General features: G+C 68.1%; 13 protein-coding genes and 1 tRNA gene. 5 read left to right on the forward strand and 9 right to left on the reverse strand.

Going from position 1 to position 17950, the window contains the following annotated elements; all coding sequences use genetic code 11:
- Nucleotides 1–374 precede the first annotated feature (374 nt).
- The gene (locus JTE92_RS24845) at nt 375–2306 is read right to left on the reverse strand and encodes an ATP-binding cassette domain-containing protein (RefSeq protein WP_063241803.1); all 1932 of its coding nucleotides are present in this window, start codon (nt 2304–2306) and stop codon (nt 375–377) included.
- A gap of 603 nt (nt 2307–2909) precedes the next feature.
- Here JTE92_RS24845 and JTE92_RS24850 point away from each other — a divergent pair.
- Complete coding sequence (locus JTE92_RS24850; RefSeq protein ID WP_084254803.1) at nt 2910–3803, forward strand: amino acid ABC transporter substrate-binding protein; 894 nt, start codon at nt 2910–2912, stop codon at nt 3801–3803.
- 124 nt (nt 3804–3927) lie between these two features.
- Complete coding sequence (locus JTE92_RS24855) at nt 3928–5106, forward strand: benzoate/H(+) symporter BenE family transporter (protein WP_063241805.1); 1179 nt, start codon at nt 3928–3930, stop codon at nt 5104–5106.
- Between the two features lie 25 nt (nt 5107–5131).
- Here the strand turns inward: JTE92_RS24855 and JTE92_RS24860 are convergent, their stop codons facing one another.
- Entirely contained in the window at nt 5132–5635 is a 504-nt protein-coding gene (locus JTE92_RS24860; RefSeq protein ID WP_063241802.1) for a hypothetical protein, read from the reverse strand.
- Nucleotides 5636–5890: 255 nt separating this feature from the next.
- Here JTE92_RS24860 and JTE92_RS24865 point away from each other — a divergent pair, with 255 nt between their 5' ends.
- Nucleotides 5891–6223, forward strand: coding sequence for a DMT family transporter (locus JTE92_RS24865; RefSeq protein ID WP_063241801.1), 333 nt, complete (start codon nt 5891–5893; stop codon nt 6221–6223).
- Between the two features lie 350 nt (nt 6224–6573).
- On the opposite strand, the gene JTE92_RS24870 is transcribed toward JTE92_RS24865, so the two are convergent.
- Together JTE92_RS24870 and JTE92_RS24875 are read right to left on the reverse strand one after the other, a co-directional pair.
- Nucleotides 6574–6648: transfer RNA gene (locus tag JTE92_RS24870), tRNA-Arg, on the reverse strand.
- A 101-nt stretch (nt 6649–6749) separates the two neighbouring features.
- The gene (locus JTE92_RS24875; RefSeq protein WP_157096942.1) at nt 6750–6923 is read right to left on the reverse strand and encodes a hypothetical protein; all 174 of its coding nucleotides are present in this window, start codon (nt 6921–6923) and stop codon (nt 6750–6752) included.
- 340 nt (nt 6924–7263) lie between these two features.
- On the opposite strand from JTE92_RS24875, the gene JTE92_RS24880 reads away from it, so the two are divergent.
- Nucleotides 7264–7557, forward strand: a complete 294-nt coding sequence (locus JTE92_RS24880) for a hypothetical protein (protein WP_063241800.1) — start codon at nt 7264–7266, stop codon at nt 7555–7557.
- Between the two features lie 97 nt (nt 7558–7654).
- The gene (locus tag JTE92_RS24885) at nt 7655–8431 is read left to right on the forward strand and encodes a PP2C family protein-serine/threonine phosphatase (RefSeq protein WP_084254802.1); all 777 of its coding nucleotides are present in this window, start codon (nt 7655–7657) and stop codon (nt 8429–8431) included.
- Nucleotides 8432–8440: 9 nt separating this feature from the next.
- Here JTE92_RS24885 and JTE92_RS24890 read toward each other — a convergent pair whose 3' ends face one another.
- Genes JTE92_RS24890 through JTE92_RS24910 form a run of 5 tightly spaced genes read right to left on the reverse strand, consistent with a single transcriptional unit; the run spans nt 8441 to nt 17726 of the window.
- Nucleotides 8441–9787, reverse strand: coding sequence for a sigma-54 interaction domain-containing protein (locus tag JTE92_RS24890; RefSeq protein ID WP_063241798.1), 1347 nt, complete (start codon nt 9785–9787; stop codon nt 8441–8443).
- Entirely contained in the window at nt 9784–12915 is a 3132-nt protein-coding gene (locus tag JTE92_RS24895) for a peptidase domain-containing ABC transporter (protein WP_232353316.1), read from the reverse strand. Before JTE92_RS24895 ends, JTE92_RS24890 begins: the two co-directional genes overlap by 4 nt.
- Nucleotides 12896–13648 (reverse strand): peptidylprolyl isomerase, encoded by a 753-nt coding sequence (locus JTE92_RS24900; protein WP_063241797.1) that lies wholly within the window; start codon nt 13646–13648, stop codon nt 12896–12898. The genes JTE92_RS24895 and JTE92_RS24900 overlap by 20 nt, the downstream gene beginning before the upstream one ends.
- Before the next feature lie 59 nt (nt 13649–13707).
- A complete protein-coding gene (locus JTE92_RS24905) occupies nt 13708–15087 on the reverse strand; it encodes a beta-barrel domain-containing protein (RefSeq protein WP_063241796.1) in 1380 nt (459 codons plus the stop codon).
- On the reverse strand, nt 15084–17726 hold the full coding sequence (locus tag JTE92_RS24910) for an FHA domain-containing protein (protein ID WP_063241795.1): 2643 nt from the start codon (nt 17724–17726) through the stop codon (nt 15084–15086). Before JTE92_RS24910 ends, JTE92_RS24905 begins: the two co-directional genes overlap by 4 nt.
- Nucleotides 17727–17950 lie beyond the last annotated feature (224 nt).

Below are 17950 nucleotides of genomic sequence, written 5' to 3' on the forward strand. Positions count from 1 at the left end.
AGAGCCCCCACGGAGTGCCAGCGCACGAAACCTACGATACTGATCGCGCGCAGCGCAGCCGAAGGCGTCCCCGCGTTGACGCCGGCAGCAGGCGGCCTACGCCCGGCATGGGGATCGTCCAATAGTGGGTCGACGCAGCCACGATCCCAAACTCACCTGGCGTAGCAGGTCCGAACCACCACCCACATCGAACGGAAATCACCACCGCCCGAACCACCCACACCGATGAATTGATAGCCAGCCGCTCAGGCGACGCGCTTTTTGGTTATTTTTTGGCGCTCGGCCAAAAAGTGACCCGCCCAGGAGGGCGGAACCAAGCGGTTCAACGGCCGACAGCATGTCATCAACAGCGACAACGCAACTTCAAAAAATCATTATCCCCCTTCCCCCTTAACCTTCCCCTCCAACACCTCCCACCTCTCCAACGCCTCCAGCAATTCCATCTCGATCTCATCATGCCGCGTGGCCAGCTGCGCAGCCTTGGCCGCGTCGCTGACATAAAGCGAGCCATCCTCCAACTGCCCCGAAATCGTCTTCTGCTCGGTTTCCAGCGCGGCGATGCGCTCCGGCAGGCCATCCAGCTCGCGCTGCTCCTTGTATGACAGCTTGACCGAACGATTGGCGCCGCGCGCCTCGCGCGACTCCTTGCCCCTGGCCGGCTCGGCCGCCTTCGGCTCCGGCTTGCGCGCTGCCTGGATCGCGGCGGCGCGGGCCGATTGCTCGACCCAGTCGGAATAGCCGCCCACCGACTCCCGCCACACGCCTTCGCCCTCGGCGGCAATGGTGGACGTCACCACGTTGTCCAGGAACGCGCGGTCGTGCGAGACCAGGAACACCGTGCCGCTGTAGTCCTGCAGCAGTTCTTCCAGCAGCTCCAGCGTATCGATATCGAGGTCGTTGGTCGGCTCGTCCAGCACCAGCACGTTGGCCGGCCGCGCGAACAGCCGCGCCAGCAGCAGGCGGTTGCGCTCGCCGCCCGACAGCGACTTGACCGGCGAACGCGCGCGCTCCGGCGCGAACAGGAAATCGCCCAGGTAGCTCATCACGTGCTTGCGCTGGCCGTTGACCTCGACCCAGTCGCTGCCCGGGCTGATGGTGTCGGCCAGCGACCTTTCCAGGTCGAGCGCGGTGCGCATCTGGTCGAAGTACGCCACCTGCAGGTTGCTGCCGTTGCGCACCGTGCCGCTGTCCGGCGCCAGCTCGCCCAGGATCAGCCGCAGCAGCGTGGTCTTGCCGGCGCCATTGGGGCCGATCAGGCCGACCTTGTCGCCGCGCATGATGGTGGCGGTGAAATCGCGCACCACCACCTTGTCGCCATAGGCCTTGCTCACGTCGGTCAGCTCGGACACGATCTTGCCGGAGCGGTCGGCCTGCGACACCTCCAGCCTGACGTTGCCCTGGACTTCACGGCGCGCGGCGCGCTCGGTGCGCATCGCCACCAGCCGCTGGATGCGCGACACGCTGCGCGTGCGGCGCGCCTCCACGCCCTTGCGGATCCAGACTTCTTCCTGCGCCAGCAGCTTGTCGAACTTGGCCTGCTCGACCTGCTCGGCGGCCAGCATTTCTTCCTTGCGCGCCTGGTAGGCGGCGAAGTTGCCCGGAAAGGACACCAGCCGGCCGCGGTCCAGCTCGACGATGCGGGTGGCCACGCGGTCCAGGAAGGCGCGGTCGTGGGTGATCAGCAGCACGCTGCCGCGGAACGCCAGCAGCAGGTCTTCGAGCCAGCGGATCGCTTCGACGTCGAGGTGGTTGGTGGGCTCGTCCAGCAGCAGGATGTCGGGTTCGGCCACCAGCGCCTGCGCCAGCGCCACGCGCTTCTGCAGGCCGCCGGAGAGCGCATCGACGCGCGTGTGCGAATCCAGCCCCAGCCGCGCCAGCGTGGTTTCCACGCGGGTGCGCAGCTGCCAGGCGCCGGCGGCGTCCAGCTCGGACTGCAGCCGGTGCAGTTCGGCCAGCGCGGCTTCGTCGTCGTGGTGCTCGGCGACGCGATCGGCGGCCGCCTCGTAGCGCACCAGCAGGTCGTGCGCGTCGCCCATGCCCTGCGACACCGCGTCGAACACGGTGATGCCCGGCTCGAACTGCGGCTCCTGCGGCACGTAGGCGCTGGTCACGCCGCTCTGGCGCGCGATCAGCCCGTCATCCGGCGCCGACAGCCCGGCCACGATCTTCAGCAGCGAGGACTTGCCCGAGCCGTTGCGCCCGATCAGCCCCACGCGTTCGCCGGCCTCCAGCGAGAAATCGGCGTGGTCGAGCAAAGCCACGTGCCCGAAGGCGAGCTGGGCGTCGGTGATGGAAAACAGGGCCATGGGAAAAGACGACGAATGGGAAGACGGAGCCGGATGGAACGGAGACGGTTGCCGGGCATCGCGCGGCAGCCCGCATTGTAGACGACCCCGGCCACAGGTGGCTCCGGACAAGCGGCTCCGGACAAGCGGCCCCGGCAGGCGGCGCACAAAAAGAAGGGCCCGCGCATTGCGGGCCCAAGAGTCTCTCCTCGGTGCCCTGCTCGCAAGGCACGCAAGCAGAATATCAATGCGCCCTGTCCCGCTCCAGTCGGACAACTCCGTAAGGGAAAGCCCCGTCAACCCGGGCGCGCCCGCGTTGCTCGCCGGGCACGCCTGCCGCGCCGGCAGTTGTCCGCACCGGGCACGGCATGGAACAATGGCTTGTCCTGCACCCCGGGTGCCGGCACGACAATCAAGACCACGCAGAGCCGGCGCCAACAGCCGGCCAGAAGGCGGAACGGGTGGTTGGCCTTCGGCCACCGCCCGCGCCGGTTCCAGTCATTTTTGTACGGGGGTTACATGTTCGATCCGGGTCCGGGGCGCCTGCCTTCCTGCGGGAAGCGCGCGCCCGTCTTGTCATGCCCTGCCTTGGCCGCGCTGGTGTTGGCGCTGCTGGCCACGGCCATGCCGGCACCAGCGGCCGCCACAACCACCACAACCGCCAACACCGACCCTGCCGCCACGGCGCCACCCGACGGCGCGCCGGTGCTGCGCCGGATCCGGCAGACCGGCGCCATCCGCATCGCCCACCGCGAAAGCTCGGTGCCGTTCTCCTTCGTCGCCGACGGCAAGCCGGTCGGCTATGCCGTCGACCTGTGCCTGAAGGTCGCCGACGCCGTGCGCGGCGCGCTGAAGCTGCCGTCGCTGCGCGTGGACTGGGTGCCGGTCACGCCCGCCAGCCGCATCCCGGCCATCGTCGAGGGCAAGGCCGACCTGGAATGCGGTTCCACCACCAACAACCGCGAGCGGCGCGAGCAGGTCGCCTTCACCATCCCGCACTACATCGCCGGCAGCCGCATGCTGGTCAAGGCGGCGTCGGGCATCAACAGGTGGCCGGACCTGCGCGGCAAGACCGTGGTCTCGACCACCGGCACCACGCCGCTGGCCACGCTGCGCAAGATGGATGAGTCCGGCGCGCTGCAGCTGCGGCTGGTCGAGGCCAGGGACCACGCCCAGGCCTTCGCCATGGTCGAGGGCGGCAAGGCCGATGCCTTCGTGATGGACGACGTGCTGCTCTATGGCCTGCGTGCCAACGCGGCGCACCCGGACGACTACCGCGTCACCGGCGACCTGCTCACCATCGAGCCCTACGCCATCATGCTGTCGCGCCACGACACGGCCTTCAAGCAGCTGGCCGACAAGACGCTGGTGGCGTCGATCTACGACCAGGACACGCAGCGGCTGTACCGCAAGTGGTTCCAGGCACCGATCCCGCCGCACGGCACCCGGCTCGATATCCCGATGAGCTACCTGCTGCGCGACTCGTTCAAGTTCCCCAGCGACAAGGTGGCGGACTGACGCGGCCAGGCCAGGGGAAGGCGCGGCGGATGGTACGGCCAGGGCACTCGTGCGAAGATGTCGGCCTGCCTATGTGCGTGCCCCGTTCCGCGCCTTTTTCCGCGCCTTTTTCCGCGTCTGCCCGATGACCACCGCTTCCCTGAAATTTTCCGACCTGTCGGTCTCCGCGCTCGTCGCGGGGCTGGTCGCCACGCTGACGGGCTATGCCAGCTCGCTGGTGCTGATGATCCAGGCCGGCCAGGCCGCGCACCTGACCGACGCGCAGGTCTCGTCGTGGATCTGGGCGCTGTCGATCGGCATGGGCGTCACCACCCTCGGCCTGTCGCTGGCGTCGCGCATGCCGATCGTGGTGGCCTGGTCCACCCCCGGCGCCGCGTTGCTGATCGCCAGCCTGCCCGGCGTGCCTTATCCGGAGGCGATCGGCGCCTTCCTGATGGCCGCGCTGCTGATGGTGGCCGCCGGCATGACCGGCTGGTTCGACAAGCTGATGCGGGCGCTGCCGGCGAGCATTGCCTCGGCGTTGCTCGCCGGCATCCTGTTCCGCATCAGCGTGGATGTGTTCGTGCAGGCGCAGCACCAGACCGTGCTGCTGCTGGCGATGTTCGCCGCCTACCTGCTGGGCAGGAAGCTGTGGCCGGCCTACGCGGTGCCGGGCGTGCTGGTCACCGGCGCGGCGGTGGCGGGCGTGCTCGGCCAGCTCGACTTTTCCAGCCTGCGGCTGGAACTGGCGGTGCCGGTGTGGACCACGCCGGCGTTCTCGCTGTCCGCCTTCATCAGCATGGCGATCCCGCTGTTTATCGTCGCGCTGGCGTCGCAGAACATCCCCGGGCTGGCGGTGCTGCGCGCTGACGGCTACCACGTGCCGGCCTCGCGCCTGATCACCGTGACCGGGCTGGCGTCGGCCGTGCTGGCGCCGTTCGGCTCGCACGGCATCAACCTCGCGGCGATCACCGCCGCCATCTGCACCGGCCCGCAGGCCGACCCGGACCGCAACCGCCGCTATACCGCCGCGGTGGTCTGCGGCATCGGCTACCTGGTGGCGGGCACGCTGGCCGCGAGCATCGCCGCGCTGTTCGCTGCCTTCCCCAAGGCGCTGGTGGTCGGCGTCACGGCGTTTGCGCTGCTGGGCTCGATCGCCAACGGCCTGACCGTCGCCATGCAGACGCCGGCCGAGCGCGAAGCCGCCCTGCTGACCTTCATGATCACCGCCTCGGGCATGACCCTGGCTGGCATCGGCTCGGCGTTCTGGGGCGTGGTCGGCGGCATGCTGGCGTTCTACGTGCTGCGCCCGCGCTCGGCCTGAACGGATTGAACGGCCCCAGGCGCCGCTACAGCATCAGGAAGGCAACGTCGGCGGCACGGACCTCATCCGGCAGCACGCCCTTGCGGCGCTGGAACAGGATGTGCTGCAGCACGCGGTCGCGGTGCGTGGCAAAGGTCTGCGGATCCAGCCGCAACGCCATGCGGGCGTAGTGCTCGGCCATCAGCTTGTAGACCCGGTGGCGCACCAGCAGCATCTCGTTCTCGGCCTTGAGCCGGCTCATCGCCCCGGTGTGGTCGTCTTCCAGCTGGCGCATGCCGACCACCACCCGCGCATGCATGCCCCGGTAGCGGTCGATTTCCGCATGGGCCTTGCGCAGCTCTTCACGCAGCGACCGGACCTCCTGCATCAGCTTCAGGTTGTGCTGCACGCCGCGCTGGATGCGCGTGGCTTCTTCCAGCGCATGATCCGCCGCGGCGATGGTGTCCTGCCACGGCGTCGCGTCCGGCGCCGGCTCCCCGAACTGCGTCGTCGGCCAGACGGCCGTGTCCTCGATGCCGGTGTGATTCATACCGCTCCCCTTACCCCAACAAGCCAGCCGCCGGCATCGTAAGGTTCGTGCCGGCTTGGTCAGGCCTCAACTACCGCGACTGCCTGGTAACGCATGCCCGAGAAGGCCTGCTTTGTTCTGTATTTTGTTCCATTCAAAACCGCATTGGCGCTTTGCACAACCACCGCAACGGAGGGACGCGGCTTTGGCGCAACATGGCGGCGGCGCTAAGATGCCGGTTCGGCGCCTTGCCGCCCCCATTTTCCAGCACTGCCCATGAACGGATACCTGCTCCTCGCCCTCGCCATCGTCGCCGAAGTCATCGCCACCAGCAGCCTGAAGGCCTCGCAAGGATTTACGCGGCTCGTGCCCAGCGTACTGGTGGTGGGCGGCTATGTGGCGGCGTTCTGGCTGCTGATGATGGTGATGCGGACCGTGCCGGTAGGGATCGCCTATGCGATCTGGAGCGGGGCCGGGATCGTGCTGGTGACGCTGATTGCGATCGTGCTGTACCGGCAGATCCCGGACCTTGCCGCTTGCCTGGGGATCAGCCTGATTATTGCCGGCGTCGCGGTCATCCAGCTGTTTTCGAAGACCAGCGCGCACTGAGCCAGCGATGTGCCCGGCGGACCGCTTACCGCACCTCGCACGGCCCAGGTGTACATGTCACAGTGGATCCCGGCGGTACTATGACCGTACGGCCGCTCGGAGGCGGATCGGAAACGGTTCGCTGCACCGAGATACAGCCGGCAAGCCCGAGAAGCCCGAGAAGCGGCAACAACGCTAGTGAACGTACGAGAAGTCCGACGCGCGCCATGGTGATCTCCCTGTCTGGCAAGGGCCGCTGCCGGCAGGTGGCCGGAACGCAACCTTTGCCCTTGCGGAAGTATAGGCAACGCAAGGCGCAATCAGCCCGGCTGGTGATTCGGCCCGGGATGAGAAGAATTTGCTGATGGATATGGTCCCGCCGACAGGAATCGAACCTGTATCTAGCGCTTAGGAGGCGCTCGTTCTATCCATTGAACTACGGCGAGGGGACCCTGAAGCAGGAGGGGAGTATATCAAAATCCTCTTGCCGGAAGTCACCCGGCACAGGCGCCCCCTCCATCCAAGGATTCCGCGCCGCGACCGTGTCTCAGTGCGACTGGATGTCCGCCGCGAACGCCAGTGCCTGTCCCAGCGACTCGCATTCGATAAGGTTGCCGAAGTCGTCTGTCACGCATATGTCCCGATGCCCCCAGAAAGGTGTCCTCACGATGCTCAGCCCAAGGCGGTTCAGGGGTTCGACGATGGTCAGCACGATCAGCATGACGCCCTCGCAATGTTGCGTGAGGGCTCAGTGTGGCTGCACGGCACGTGCCGCATCGGTGGTCTGCGTCACATAACACACGAATATGACGATGGAAGCCGGCTTTTTCCCGCCAGCACTCCCGTGATGGGAAAAAGCCGACATCTGCTCGCGCAAGTGTCGGCGCCAGGCCAACGCAAATTGCCGGCCGCTGCTGGCGCTACGCCGTGCCGCCACCCCGTGGGCCGCGCCGGACGGCGCTCCGGCGCCAGCCCGGCCAGCTGCCGCCGTCCGTGGCACGCGCCTTGCTCTGTTCCGGTACCGCACCGGCACCACGCCGCTACCACCCGGAGACAGAAACATGGCCACCCTAGCTATCCACGACCTTGCCAGCTGCCGCGAACTTGCTTCCGACGCCATGGCCCGTGTACGCGGCGCCGGCGGGCAGTGGGTGTTCGGGTGGATCCGCCCGTTCGTGCCGTCGTCGCCGGTGCCGGCCGGCGCAGTGTTCAACTTTTACGAGATCAACTACAGCTTCTATGCTGATCAGATGAACAACCAGTTCCAGAACATCGATATCCGCAACAACGCGCCCAACGCCAATATCAATGTCCAGGGCGACCAGGGCGCGAGGAACGACGGTCGCCTGGTCTGAGCGCCCGTCGTGGCATGCCCCGGCGCGACGGGGCACGAAGAAGGGGCGCGACGAAGGGGCGCAAAGAAGGGGCGCGATGCGCGAACGGAGGCTAGATTTGGGTTTCGATTCGCACTTCCAGTGGACCTCGGCGGCCTGCACCGACGTCGGCCGCGTACGCGAACGCAACGAGGATGCGTGCCTGGACCTGCCCGCGCAGCAGCTGTGGGCGGTCGCCGACGGCATGGGAGGACACGCCGTCGGCGACTTCGCCAGCCAGGCCGTGGTCCAGGCGCTGGCGGCGCTGCCGCCGCAGCCGCTGCTGGAAGACCGGATGGAGGCCACGCGCGCGGCGATGCAGGGCGTCAACCTGGCGCTGGTCGACGAAGCCGCGCGGCTGGGGGTGCGCTGCATCGGCAGCACGGTGGTGGTGCTGCTGGCCGGCGACCGCCGCTGCGGCTGCCTGTGGGCCGGCGACAGCCGGCTGTACCGGCTGCGCGGCGGCGAGCTGGTGCGGCTCACGCGCGACCATAACCAGGTCGAGCGCCTGCTGGCGCGCGGCCTGATCACGCCCGAGCAGGCGCGCCACCATCCCGCGCAGAACACCATCACGCGCGCCGTCGGCGCCGCGGCAACGCTGGCGCCGGAGCAGCTGCTGACCGAAGTTGCCGATGGCGACATCTTCCTGCTGTGCAGCGACGGCCTGAGCAATGAGGTCGACGACCCCGACATCGCCGCGGTGCTGGCGCAGCAGGATCCGCCGCAGGCCGCGCAGACGCTGCTGAAGATGGCGCTCGATGCCGGCGGGCGCGACAACATCTCGGTGGTGGTGATCCGCGCCACCGATCCCTACGGCTCGGACAAGACGCTGGTCAATCCCGAGCTGGACACCTGAGCGCCGCCCCTACCCTTTGCTTCCATCCGCCTGCCGGCTGGCACGGAAATCCTTGGAATGGATGCCGTGCTTCTTCAGCAGCATCTGCAGGTGCGAGCGGTTCATGTCGCAGCGCCGCGCCAGCTCGGCAACGGTGCCGCCGACCTCCTGCAGCCCGCGCTCCAGGAAAGCGCGCTCGGCCTCGTCGCTGGCCGCGCGCTTGGCCTCGCTGAGCGAGGCCGGCATGGCGATGTCCGCCCCTGCGGATCCCATGCTCCCCACCACCGCCAGCGCGGCTGGTCTGGGCCGGATGTCCTGCGGCAGCTGCGCCAGGTCGGCGGTGTCGCCGGCCAGGCATGACAGCCGGTACATCAGGTTGCGCAGCTCGCGGATATTGCCCGGGTAGTCGTAGTGCAGCAGGAAGTCGCGCAGCCGCGGCGTCAGCCTGACCGGCGCGCGCTTGAGCATGCTGGCGGCCTCGTCGCTGAAGTAGGACACCAGCAGCGGGATCTCGTCGTGCCGCTCGCGCAGCGCGGGCAGGCTGACATGGATCACGCTCAGGCGGTAGAACAGGTCCTCGCGGAAGGTGCCGGCCTCGCTCATCTTGCGCAGGTCCTTGTTGGTGGCCGCGACGATGCGCGCATCGACCGAGATGATCTCGTCCGAGCCCACGCGCTGGATCTCGTGCGCTTCCAGCACGCGCAGCAGCTTGACCTGCCCCGTCAGCGGCAGCTCGCCGATCTCGTCGAGGAAGATCGTCCCGGTATGCGCGCTTTCGAACTTGCCGCGCCGGTCGTTGCTGGCGCCGGTGAAGGCGCCCTTCTTGTGGCCGAACAGCTCGGATTCGAGCAGGCTGTCGGGGATCGCGCCGCAGTTGACAGAGATGAAGGGCTTGTCGGTGCGCGAACCGTTGGCGTGGATCACCTTGGCCATCAGCTCCTTGCCGGTGCCGCTCTCGCCGTCGATCAGCACCGGCAGGTCGGTCGGCGCGGCTTTCTCGGCAATTTCCAGGGCTTCCAGCAGCCTGGGGTTGTCGCCAAAGGTGCCCTCGAAGATAAAGCTGCGCTCCATCAGCGCCTGGCGCCGCTCGCGCGGCATGCGTTCGACCTCCTGCTGCGGCGGCGCGCTTTCGCCGGCGCTTCCGGCCGCGGCTTCGGCGGATGACGCTGCCTGCACGAAGCGCTCCTTGTGCGACAGCCCCATGACCTCGTCGCGCAGCGTGGTGGCCTGCTTGAGCAGCTTCTCGATCTCCGGGCGGTCGAGGCGCGAGGCCCAGCGCAGCGTCGAGCGCAGGATCTCGATCTTCTCGATCAGCCCGGCGAACGACACCGGCGAGGTGACCGAGGCGGGGGTGGCACCCTGGTTATATAGCTTCATGCTGCGCTCAGTTGCTTCTGCACCAGTTGGTAATACATGCCCTTGCGTTCCAGCAGCTCTTCATGCCGGCCCTGCTCGACGATCGCGCCTTCATACAGCACCAGGATCTTGTCGGCCTGCATGATGGTGCTGAGCCGGTGCGCGATGATGACCGCGGTGCGCCCGCGCAGGATCTCCTGCATGTTCGCCAGGATATTGCTCTCGGATTGCGTGTCGAGCGCCGAGGTCGCCTCGTCGAACACCAGCAGCCGCGGGTCGTGGTACAGCGCGCGCGCGATGCACAGCCGCTGGATCTGCCCGCCCGACAACCCCATGCCGCGCTCGCCCACCACCTGCTCGTAGCCGAGCGGCAGCTTGCTGATAAAGGCATGGGCATCGGCCATGCGCGCCACTTCCTCGATGCGGCGCCGGTCGGGGCTGTCGTCGCCGCAGGCGATGTTCTCGGCGATGGTGCCCGAGAACAGCAGGTTGGACTGCATCACATAGCCAACCTGCGCGCGGTAGAACGCGGCGTCGATCACGTTGAGGTCGTAGCCGTCCACCGACATCGAGCCCTCGGTCGGCTTGTAGAAGCCCACCAGCAACTTGGCCAGCGTGGTCTTGCCCGAACCGCTGCGCCCGACGATGGCGACCATCTCGCCCGGCTGGATGGTAAAGCTGATGTTCTCCAGCACGTAGGGCGTGTCCTCGCCGCCATAGCGGAAGTACAGGTCCTTCATCACGATCTCGCCCTGCAGGTCGGGCAGCATCACGCGCGACAGCACATCCTGCGGCTTCTGCTCGGGCTCCAGGTCGAGCACGTCGCCGAGCCGTTCCATTGCCACGCCCGCATCGTTGAGCTGACCCCACAACGCGACCAGGCCCATCAGCGGCGCCAGCACGCTGCCCATGAAGGCATTGAAGGCGATCAGCTGGCCGATGGTCAGCTCGCGCTCCAGCACCAGTGTCGCGCCCACCCACAGCACCGCGATGGTGGTGGCCGCGTTGAGCAGCTGGCTCACCAGGCCCACCAGGATATGGAAGGCCTGCGCCTTGTATTGCGATTCCAGCGCCTTGGTGTACTTGCGCTCCCAGCGCAGCCGCACCGGACGCTCGATGCCCATGCCCTTGACGGTTTCGGCGCCGCCCAGCGTTTCCATCAGGTAGGCCTTGGCATCGGTCGAGGTGGCAAAGACCTCGCGCGCATACGTCTTGATCCTGGGCGTCACCAGCACCGTCAGCGCCGCGATCGGGATCACGAAGGCGATCAGCAGCAGCGTCAGCTTGACGTTGTAGAGGAACATGATGGTGAAGTAGATAAACACCATCAGCAGGTTCAGCGCCGTGGTCACCGTCGACTCGGTCAGGAAGGCGCGGATGGTCTGGTTCTCCTGGAAGCGCGCGAAGATGTCGCCGGTCTTGCGCTTGGCGAAGAACGACAGCGGCAGCGACAGCGTGTGCTTGAAGAAGTGCGACATCATGGCGAAATCCATGTTGCGCACCATGAAGTTGGCCAGGTACGCGCGGATCGTCGACATCAGCTGCGAGAACACGTTGGAGATGATCAGCCCCACGATCAGCAGGTGCAGCAGCCCCACGTTCTGGTGCACCACCACGCCGTCGAGGATGTTCTGGATGATCAGCGGCGGCACCACGCCCAGCATCTGGATCACGAAGGTCGCCAGGAACAGGTGCGCCAGGATCTTCTTGTACGGCGCCAGGTAGCCGATGAAGCGCAGCCACGGCGAGCGCTGCACCGACAGCTGCGTCATGCTCTCGCCCGGCGCGAACAGCAGGCAGGTGCCGCTCCAGCCGCGCTCGAACTCTTCCGCGCTCATCTTGCGGAAGCCGATGGCGGGATCGGCCACCCACACCCAGCGCGACGAGATGCCGTACACCACCACGTAGTGGTAGCCCTCCCAGTGCACGATGAACGGCAGCTCGAAGCCCATCAGCGAGTCGCGCGTGCATTGCACCCCGCGCGTGGTGAAGCCCAGCGACTCGCCAGCGCGCGCCAGGCTGTCGAGCGTGGCGCCCTGCGTGGTCACGTTGGCCAGCTCGCGCAGCTTGCCCAGCGTCATCGGGATGCCGTAGTGCCGGCAGATCATCGCCAGGCAGGCCGCGCCGCAGTCCATTTCCTCGGCCTGCTCGACCAGGCCGAAGCGGCGGATCAGCTTCTCGCCCAGTTCCGGCTTCGAATGCAGGTCCAGCAGCACGGGGCGCTTGCGCCGCTCGGCCAGCTTCTTCTGCCGGTGCAGCTCGCGGTCGAGCGCGCGGATGCGTTCCTCCAGCACCTCGCGCAGGCGCGGGTTGCGCTCCAGGATCAGCTGCACGGTCTTCTCGGGAATGACCAGCAGGCGCACGTCGGTCTCGGCGACGGCCGCTGCCAGCTGCTCCTGCCGCATCACGCAGGCGCGCTCGCCGAAGATATCGCCCTGCCCGAGTGTCGCCAGGGGAAACTCGCTGCCCTCTTCGCTGCGCACCACGCGCACGGTGCCCTGGCGCACCACGTACAGGCGCCGGTCCTCGCGCCCGTCCTGCTTCAGGATTTCCTTGCCGGCGCTGACGCGCTTGACGCCCACGCTGCGCACGGCATCGGCCAGTTCCTGCTTGTCGAGCTTGCCGCGCAGGTCGAACAGCCGCGCGACAAAGCCGCCGGCCGAACTGATCGCGACATAGCTGGTGACAAAGGCCAGCGCGGCCGGGTTGCCGGCGACCACCGGCTCGGCCACGCTGCGCGGGATCATCAGCAGCTCGGTCTTGCCCGAGGCGCGCACCGACGACTCGTGCCGGTACTCGCGCAGCAGCGCGATATCGGCAAAGACCTCGCCGGCCTTGCGCACGCCCATGCTGATTTCCTTGCCGTGCTCTTCGTTGAACACGCGCACGGATCCCGACTTGACGATGAACAGGCCAGGCGCCGCATCACCGGCATTGCAGACGGTATCGCCAAAGCCAAAGGTCAGCACCTGCGCGGCATCGGCCAGGCGCGCCAGCTCCTCCGGCGTCAGCACCGACAGGATTTCGACCCCGGCCAGGAAAGTGGCCAGCGCGGATCCACCCTCGGGCAGCCTCTCCGGCGGCGGCGGGGCAGCCGGGGCAGCAGCGGCGGCGGCTTCGCCAGACTCGCTAGCGGGCTTCGATGACATGTTCCTGCGCCCTGCCCATCAGCCAGTCTTCGCGCAGCAGGCGCCGCACTTCCACCGCGACCTCGCTGTCGAGGGTGGCGGGATGCTTGGCGCGCACCAGGAAGACTTCGAAGAAAGAGCGGTCCGGCGCGGGGAACGGCCCCAGCAGGTCGCCCGGCTCCGCGTTGAACACCTTGGCCTCGATATCGGTCTTGAGCGAGCCGCGCAGCACCTTGCCGATCTCGCCGCCGTGCTCGCGCGTGTCGGCGATCGAATGCTCGCGCGCCATCTCGGCGAACGCCTCGGGATCGTCCTGCAGGTAAGAGATCAGCTCCTTGGCCTTGCCCTCGCTGTCGACCACGATATGGCTGACCTCGATGCTGTCGAAGCGCGGCGAGTTCAGCGCAAAGTACTCCTGCACCGCGGCGTCGCTGCAGACCTGCTCCATCATCCGCTCCTGGTACAGGTTGTCGGTGATGAACGCCTCGAACTCGTCGAGGCTGACGTTGAGCGCGTCGAGATAGTGGTTCATGTCGGCGGCGCGGTGCAGGCCCTGCACGCGGCGGAACTGGTCGGCGCGCTCCTGGATTTCCTCGGGCGTGACCACCATGCCCTGCCGCTTCGCGGCGTGCACGGTCAGCTTGTCGCGCACCATCTGCTCGACCAGCCCTTCGAACTGCCCGGTCAGCTTGAGCAGCCGCACGAATTCCTCGACGCCGAGCACCTCGTCGTCGATACGGACAATGCCAGTCATGTCTAGGCTCCTTGTTGACTCTTGACGGCCCGCTGCGTGCGCACGGGCATCCGGATCGATCAGCCAGCCACCTCGCGGAAGGGGTCGAGACCCAGGTCGATCAGGCGGCGCTCGCGCACCACGATCTCCGCCGTGGCGGTCATGCCATAGCGCAACGGATACTTGTTGTCGGCCACGGTGTAGTAGTCGCGCGCCAGGCGCACCCTGCCCTCGTAGACCGGCTGCTTGTCGGGGCCCGGCTTGGTCGCGGGCGAGATGAATTCCAGCGTGCCTTCGATGATCCCGTAGCGCTGGTACGGGAACGCGCTGAACTTGAGCTTGACCAGCAGCCCCTCGCGCAGGAAGGCGCGGTCGCGCTCGGCAATGACGATCTTGACCACCGGGCGCGCATCCTTGGGCGCGATCCCGCCCAGCGGCGTGTTGGCCTGCACCTTGTCGCCGCGCTGGGTGGAGGTGACATCGGTGATCACGCCCGACACCGGCGCCAGGATCAGCAGGAAATTGTCCTTGTCGATATTCTCGAAGCGGATGCGCGCGGCCGCATCGGCCACCAGCCGCGCGGTCTGGACCTGCAGGCGCAGCTTGTCCTCGGTGCTGGCGATCTCGCGCAGCGCGGCGTCGTACTGCACGCGCAGCCCGGCCAGGTCCTGCCCGCTGCTTTCGAGCAGCGCACTGGCCTGGGTCATCTCGCGCGACAGGCGGGCATCGAGTTCGCTCAGCCGCGACTGCGCCACGCGCAGGTTGTTCTCGGCGTCCTGCGCCGCGGCGCGCTTGGCATCGAGCTGCGACTGCGACACGCCGCCGCCGCCGGGCAGCGCCAGCAGGCGCGCATAGCGGTCCTGCTCCTGGCGCGCGAACTCGCGCGCGCGCCGGGCGTTTTCCAGGTTGCTGCGCGCCTCCTGCAGCTGCGCGCGCTGTTCCTCGGCCAGCCGCGTGGTGCCTTCGGCCAGGCGATTCTCGTGCTGGCGCGTGGCCACGTCGATCTGCTGCTTGAGCGCGTTGGCGCGGCGTTCCATCAGCGCCTTCTTCTCCGGGAACTGCTTCCAGTCGCGCTCGGAATCCTCCAGCTTGAGCTGCGCCTCCAGCGCATTGGCGGCGGCCTCGATCGCCCCGCGCGCGTTCAGCCGCGCCAGCACGTCGTCCTTGGACACCGGCTGGCCTTCGGCGACATACAGGTCGGCCAGCTCGCCGTCGACCGGCGCATAGAAGCGCCGCACTTCCGATTCGGGCGCCAGCGTGCCTTGCGCGGTGACGATGACGTCGGCGTGGCCGACGAAGGACCACACCAGCCCGCAGATCACCAGCGCAAACGTGGTGACGATGGTCAGCATGCCCAGCCGCGACGGTTCCGCGGTCAGCAGGCCGATGCCTTCGGCGCTGTGGTCTTCCAGCGCTTCGGACAGCGGCTTCAGGCCGGCCTGGCGGGAATCGTCCTTCATGGCTGCCTCGCTGGCTGCGGCGACGCGGCGGTGGCGTCGGTGGTGGCGGTGGTGGCGGTGGTGGCTGCCTCCGCGGGCACCTTGCCGCTGTCTTCGCCGCCGATCAGCTCGAGCTTGGTCTTGAGGACGCCGGGATCGAGCACGGTGCGCAGCTCGCGCAGCGCATGGCGCTGCTGGTCGGCCTCGGCGCGGATTTCTTCCTCGACCTTGGCCAGCTGCGCCAGGTCCGCACTTTCGCCGGCGCGCAGCTGCGTAAAGATGCGCATGCCCTGGCGCGCATCTTCCTGCGCCTGCGACAACAGCCGGGCCTGCGCGCGGAACCTGGGCGAGATGCCGGGCTCGAGCCGCTGCTCGCTGCCGATCACGCCGTTGCTGCGGTATTGCTTCCAGGCGGCAACGGCGCTTCCCATCAGCTCGCGCGCACGCCGCAGCGCACTGTCGCGCACGCCGTTGACATCGGCTTCCACCGCGCTGGCGAAGAACTTGTCTTCATCGGCGTCGAGCATGGCGTAGAAGCCGAGCAGGCGGTCTTCATAGCCCTTGCTGCCGCGCGCGGACTGCAGCTCGGCAAACTGCGCCGCCACCTTCTGCTTGTGCGCGAGGTCGCGCGCGAGATCATCGCTCCACGCACCGCCTTGAATCTGCCTGAATCCCGCCAGTGCGGCGTTGCTGTCGCCCTTCTGCCACGCGCTGGCGGCGCTGGCGTACTGCGTTGCCATCGCCGGCGGCGGCAGCCGCGGCGCCAGTTGCGCGAACTGCGCCTGGAACGGCGGCGTGGCGAAGCGGCTGTCGGCCAGCCGCGCCACCAGCGTGCCGGGGCGGCGCGCGCGCAAGGCCTGCAGCAGTGCGGTGTAGCGGTCCAGGTCGCCCTGCACCTGGTCCAGGCCCGCCAGGCGCGGGTATTTCTCGCGATAGTCGGCGATCACCGGCTGCAGCGCTTCGGGGCGGTCGCGGCCGAGTTCGGTGGCGATGCTGGTGTCGAGCCGCGCGATCGCCGCGAGGTAGACCGACGCATCGTTCTGCAGCCGGCGCACGTCGCTGAGCGCATCGGCATAGAGGTCGCGGAATGCCGGCACGTCGGCGGCGATGCGGCCCAGCGCGCGCTGGTGCGCGATGGTGTCCTGGTTCCAGTGCGCCAGCAGCTGGCGGATCGGCGCTTCGTCGGCGTAGAGGCGGATCGGCGCATCGGCGCCGCGCTGCGCGGCATAGCGCTCGAGCCGGCCGATCCATTCGAGTTCGGCCACCAGCGGCCGGGCGTCGGCGTTATGCGCGCCGAGCTGCCGCATCTGCGCGAGCGCGGCATCGGCGCCGCCGAAGTCGCCGGCCTTGAGCTTCGCGGCCCAGCCGGGCACGAAGGCGCGCAGCAACGCTTCGGTGCCGAGCGCCTGCACTTCGGTGTCGTCGGGATGGCGCGCGAGGTAGCCGTCGGCCGCCTTCGCGGCGCCGGCGTAGTCGCCCGCCGCATGCAGGGTCTGCACCGCGCGCTCGTCGGCGCCATGCCAGTAGAGCGCCACGCCGGCCAGCGCGGCCAGCAGCAACAGCGCGCCGCCCCAGCGCGCGGCGCGCCGCAGGCGTGCGCCGTCGTCGAGGCCGAAGCTGCGCGCCGCCTCTGCCAGCAGCAGCGCGACACGCCCGCGCTTGCGCGGCGGATGCGCGCGGTCGGGCGCGGCGGTCGCGGCCGCGGCCTGGGCTTCGGCGTCGGCGTTGACTTCATCTTCCTGGTGCGAGGCGTAGTCGACACAGAAGATGTCGAGGAAGGAATCGGCGGCACCGACAAAGGTGGTGCGGTCCTCCTCGTCTTGCGCGGCCGGTGCGGCCGGTGCGGCCGAGGCCGCCGGCATCGGCACGGCAGGCTCCAGCGTGGTCCGCGTCGCGGTGGCATCGTCATCGCCGGCGCGGCGGACCTCGGCCTTGTAGACGAAATGGCTGCCGCCGAACGCTATGCGGTCGCCGTTGTCCAGCGGCACGCCGTGGTCCGCCAGGCGCCTGCCGTTGACGAAGGTGCCGTTGGTGCTGCCCAGGTCTTCCACGAACGGGACGCCGCCCTTCAGGTACACGTGCGCGTGCCGGCGCGACAGGTAGTTGACCTGCTGCGGATAGTTGTCGCGATAGCGCGCAAAGGCATCGTCGGCCTTGCTGATCAGGTACGGGAAGCCGTCGACATGGATCGGCTGCAGCCCGACATCGCTGCGTTCCGGCAACAGCGTCAAGGCGACCCGCGGCGGTTCCGGCTGCGGTGCGCGCGGCGACAACCGCACGCGGAACGACAGCGCGGGACCGAAGGCCACCTCGTCGCCATCGCGCAGCTGCGCCGGCTGCAACGCCACCGCCGCGCCATTCACGCGCGTGCCGTTCTTGCTGCCGAGATCGGCGACATAGACCGCACCCTGTTCGGCAAAGATGCGCGCATGGCGCCGCGACAGCGGCGCCGCGAGGTCTTCGGGATAGGCGGCGAATGGCAGCTCGGTGCGGCCGACCGGGAACAGGTCTTCGTCGATGCGGATCTCGCCCAGGTCCGGCCGCGAGACCGGCGTCAGGAACACATCGAATTCCCTTGCCAGATCCTGGCTCGACTCCCGAGCGATCCCCTGGGCCATTTTCACCGGCATTTCCATGATCAGTGCTTCGTCAGGAGCCATGTTTCCAGGGAGCCAACAGCACGGCTGCCGCGGCGGCCGGCCAAGGGGGGTGAAGCGACTAAGAACATAGTAGGCGACGGCTTAGGCTAGTCAATCGGCTGCGGCGCGCGTGCAGGCGCGTATTTTCACGGAACTGGGCAGGGAAAGAGACAAGGGCTGCACGCACCACGCGAGGCATTGCGCAACGCGTTGCGTACGCATGCGTCACACGGCGCACGAGGTCC

The sequence above is a fragment of the Cupriavidus oxalaticus genome (genome assembly GCF_016894385.1).
In the GTDB taxonomy this organism is placed as follows: domain Bacteria; phylum Pseudomonadota; class Gammaproteobacteria; order Burkholderiales; family Burkholderiaceae; genus Cupriavidus; species Cupriavidus oxalaticus.

Excerpts from the sequence above, each read along its gene's own strand:
- JTE92_RS24850 (WP_084254803.1), top strand. The coding sequence starts at position 2,910 with ATGCCGGCACCAGCGGCCGCCACAACCACCACAACCGCCAACACCGAC.
- JTE92_RS24890 (WP_063241798.1), bottom strand. The coding sequence starts at position 9,787 with ATGAAGCTATATAACCAGGGTGCCACCCCCGCCTCGGTCACCTCGCCG.
- JTE92_RS24855 (WP_063241805.1), top strand. The coding sequence starts at position 3,928 with ATGACCACCGCTTCCCTGAAATTTTCCGACCTGTCGGTCTCCGCGCTC.
- JTE92_RS24895 (WP_232353316.1), bottom strand. The coding sequence starts at position 12,915 with ATGTCATCGAAGCCCGCTAGCGAGTCTGGCGAAGCCGCCGCCGCTGCT.
- JTE92_RS24880 (WP_063241800.1), top strand. The coding sequence starts at position 7,264 with ATGGCCACCCTAGCTATCCACGACCTTGCCAGCTGCCGCGAACTTGCT.
- JTE92_RS24860 (WP_063241802.1), bottom strand. The coding sequence starts at position 5,635 with ATGAATCACACCGGCATCGAGGACACGGCCGTCTGGCCGACGACGCAG.
- JTE92_RS24845 (WP_063241803.1), bottom strand. The coding sequence starts at position 2,306 with ATGGCCCTGTTTTCCATCACCGACGCCCAGCTCGCCTTCGGGCACGTG.
- JTE92_RS24875 (WP_157096942.1), bottom strand. The coding sequence starts at position 6,923 with ATGCTGATCGTGCTGACCATCGTCGAACCCCTGAACCGCCTTGGGCTG.
- JTE92_RS24905 (WP_063241796.1), bottom strand. The coding sequence starts at position 15,087 with ATGAAGGACGATTCCCGCCAGGCCGGCCTGAAGCCGCTGTCCGAAGCG.
- JTE92_RS24910 (WP_063241795.1), bottom strand. The coding sequence starts at position 17,726 with ATGGCTCCTGACGAAGCACTGATCATGGAAATGCCGGTGAAAATGGCC.
- JTE92_RS24900 (WP_063241797.1), bottom strand. The coding sequence starts at position 13,648 with ATGACTGGCATTGTCCGTATCGACGACGAGGTGCTCGGCGTCGAGGAA.
- JTE92_RS24865 (WP_063241801.1), top strand. The coding sequence starts at position 5,891 with ATGAACGGATACCTGCTCCTCGCCCTCGCCATCGTCGCCGAAGTCATC.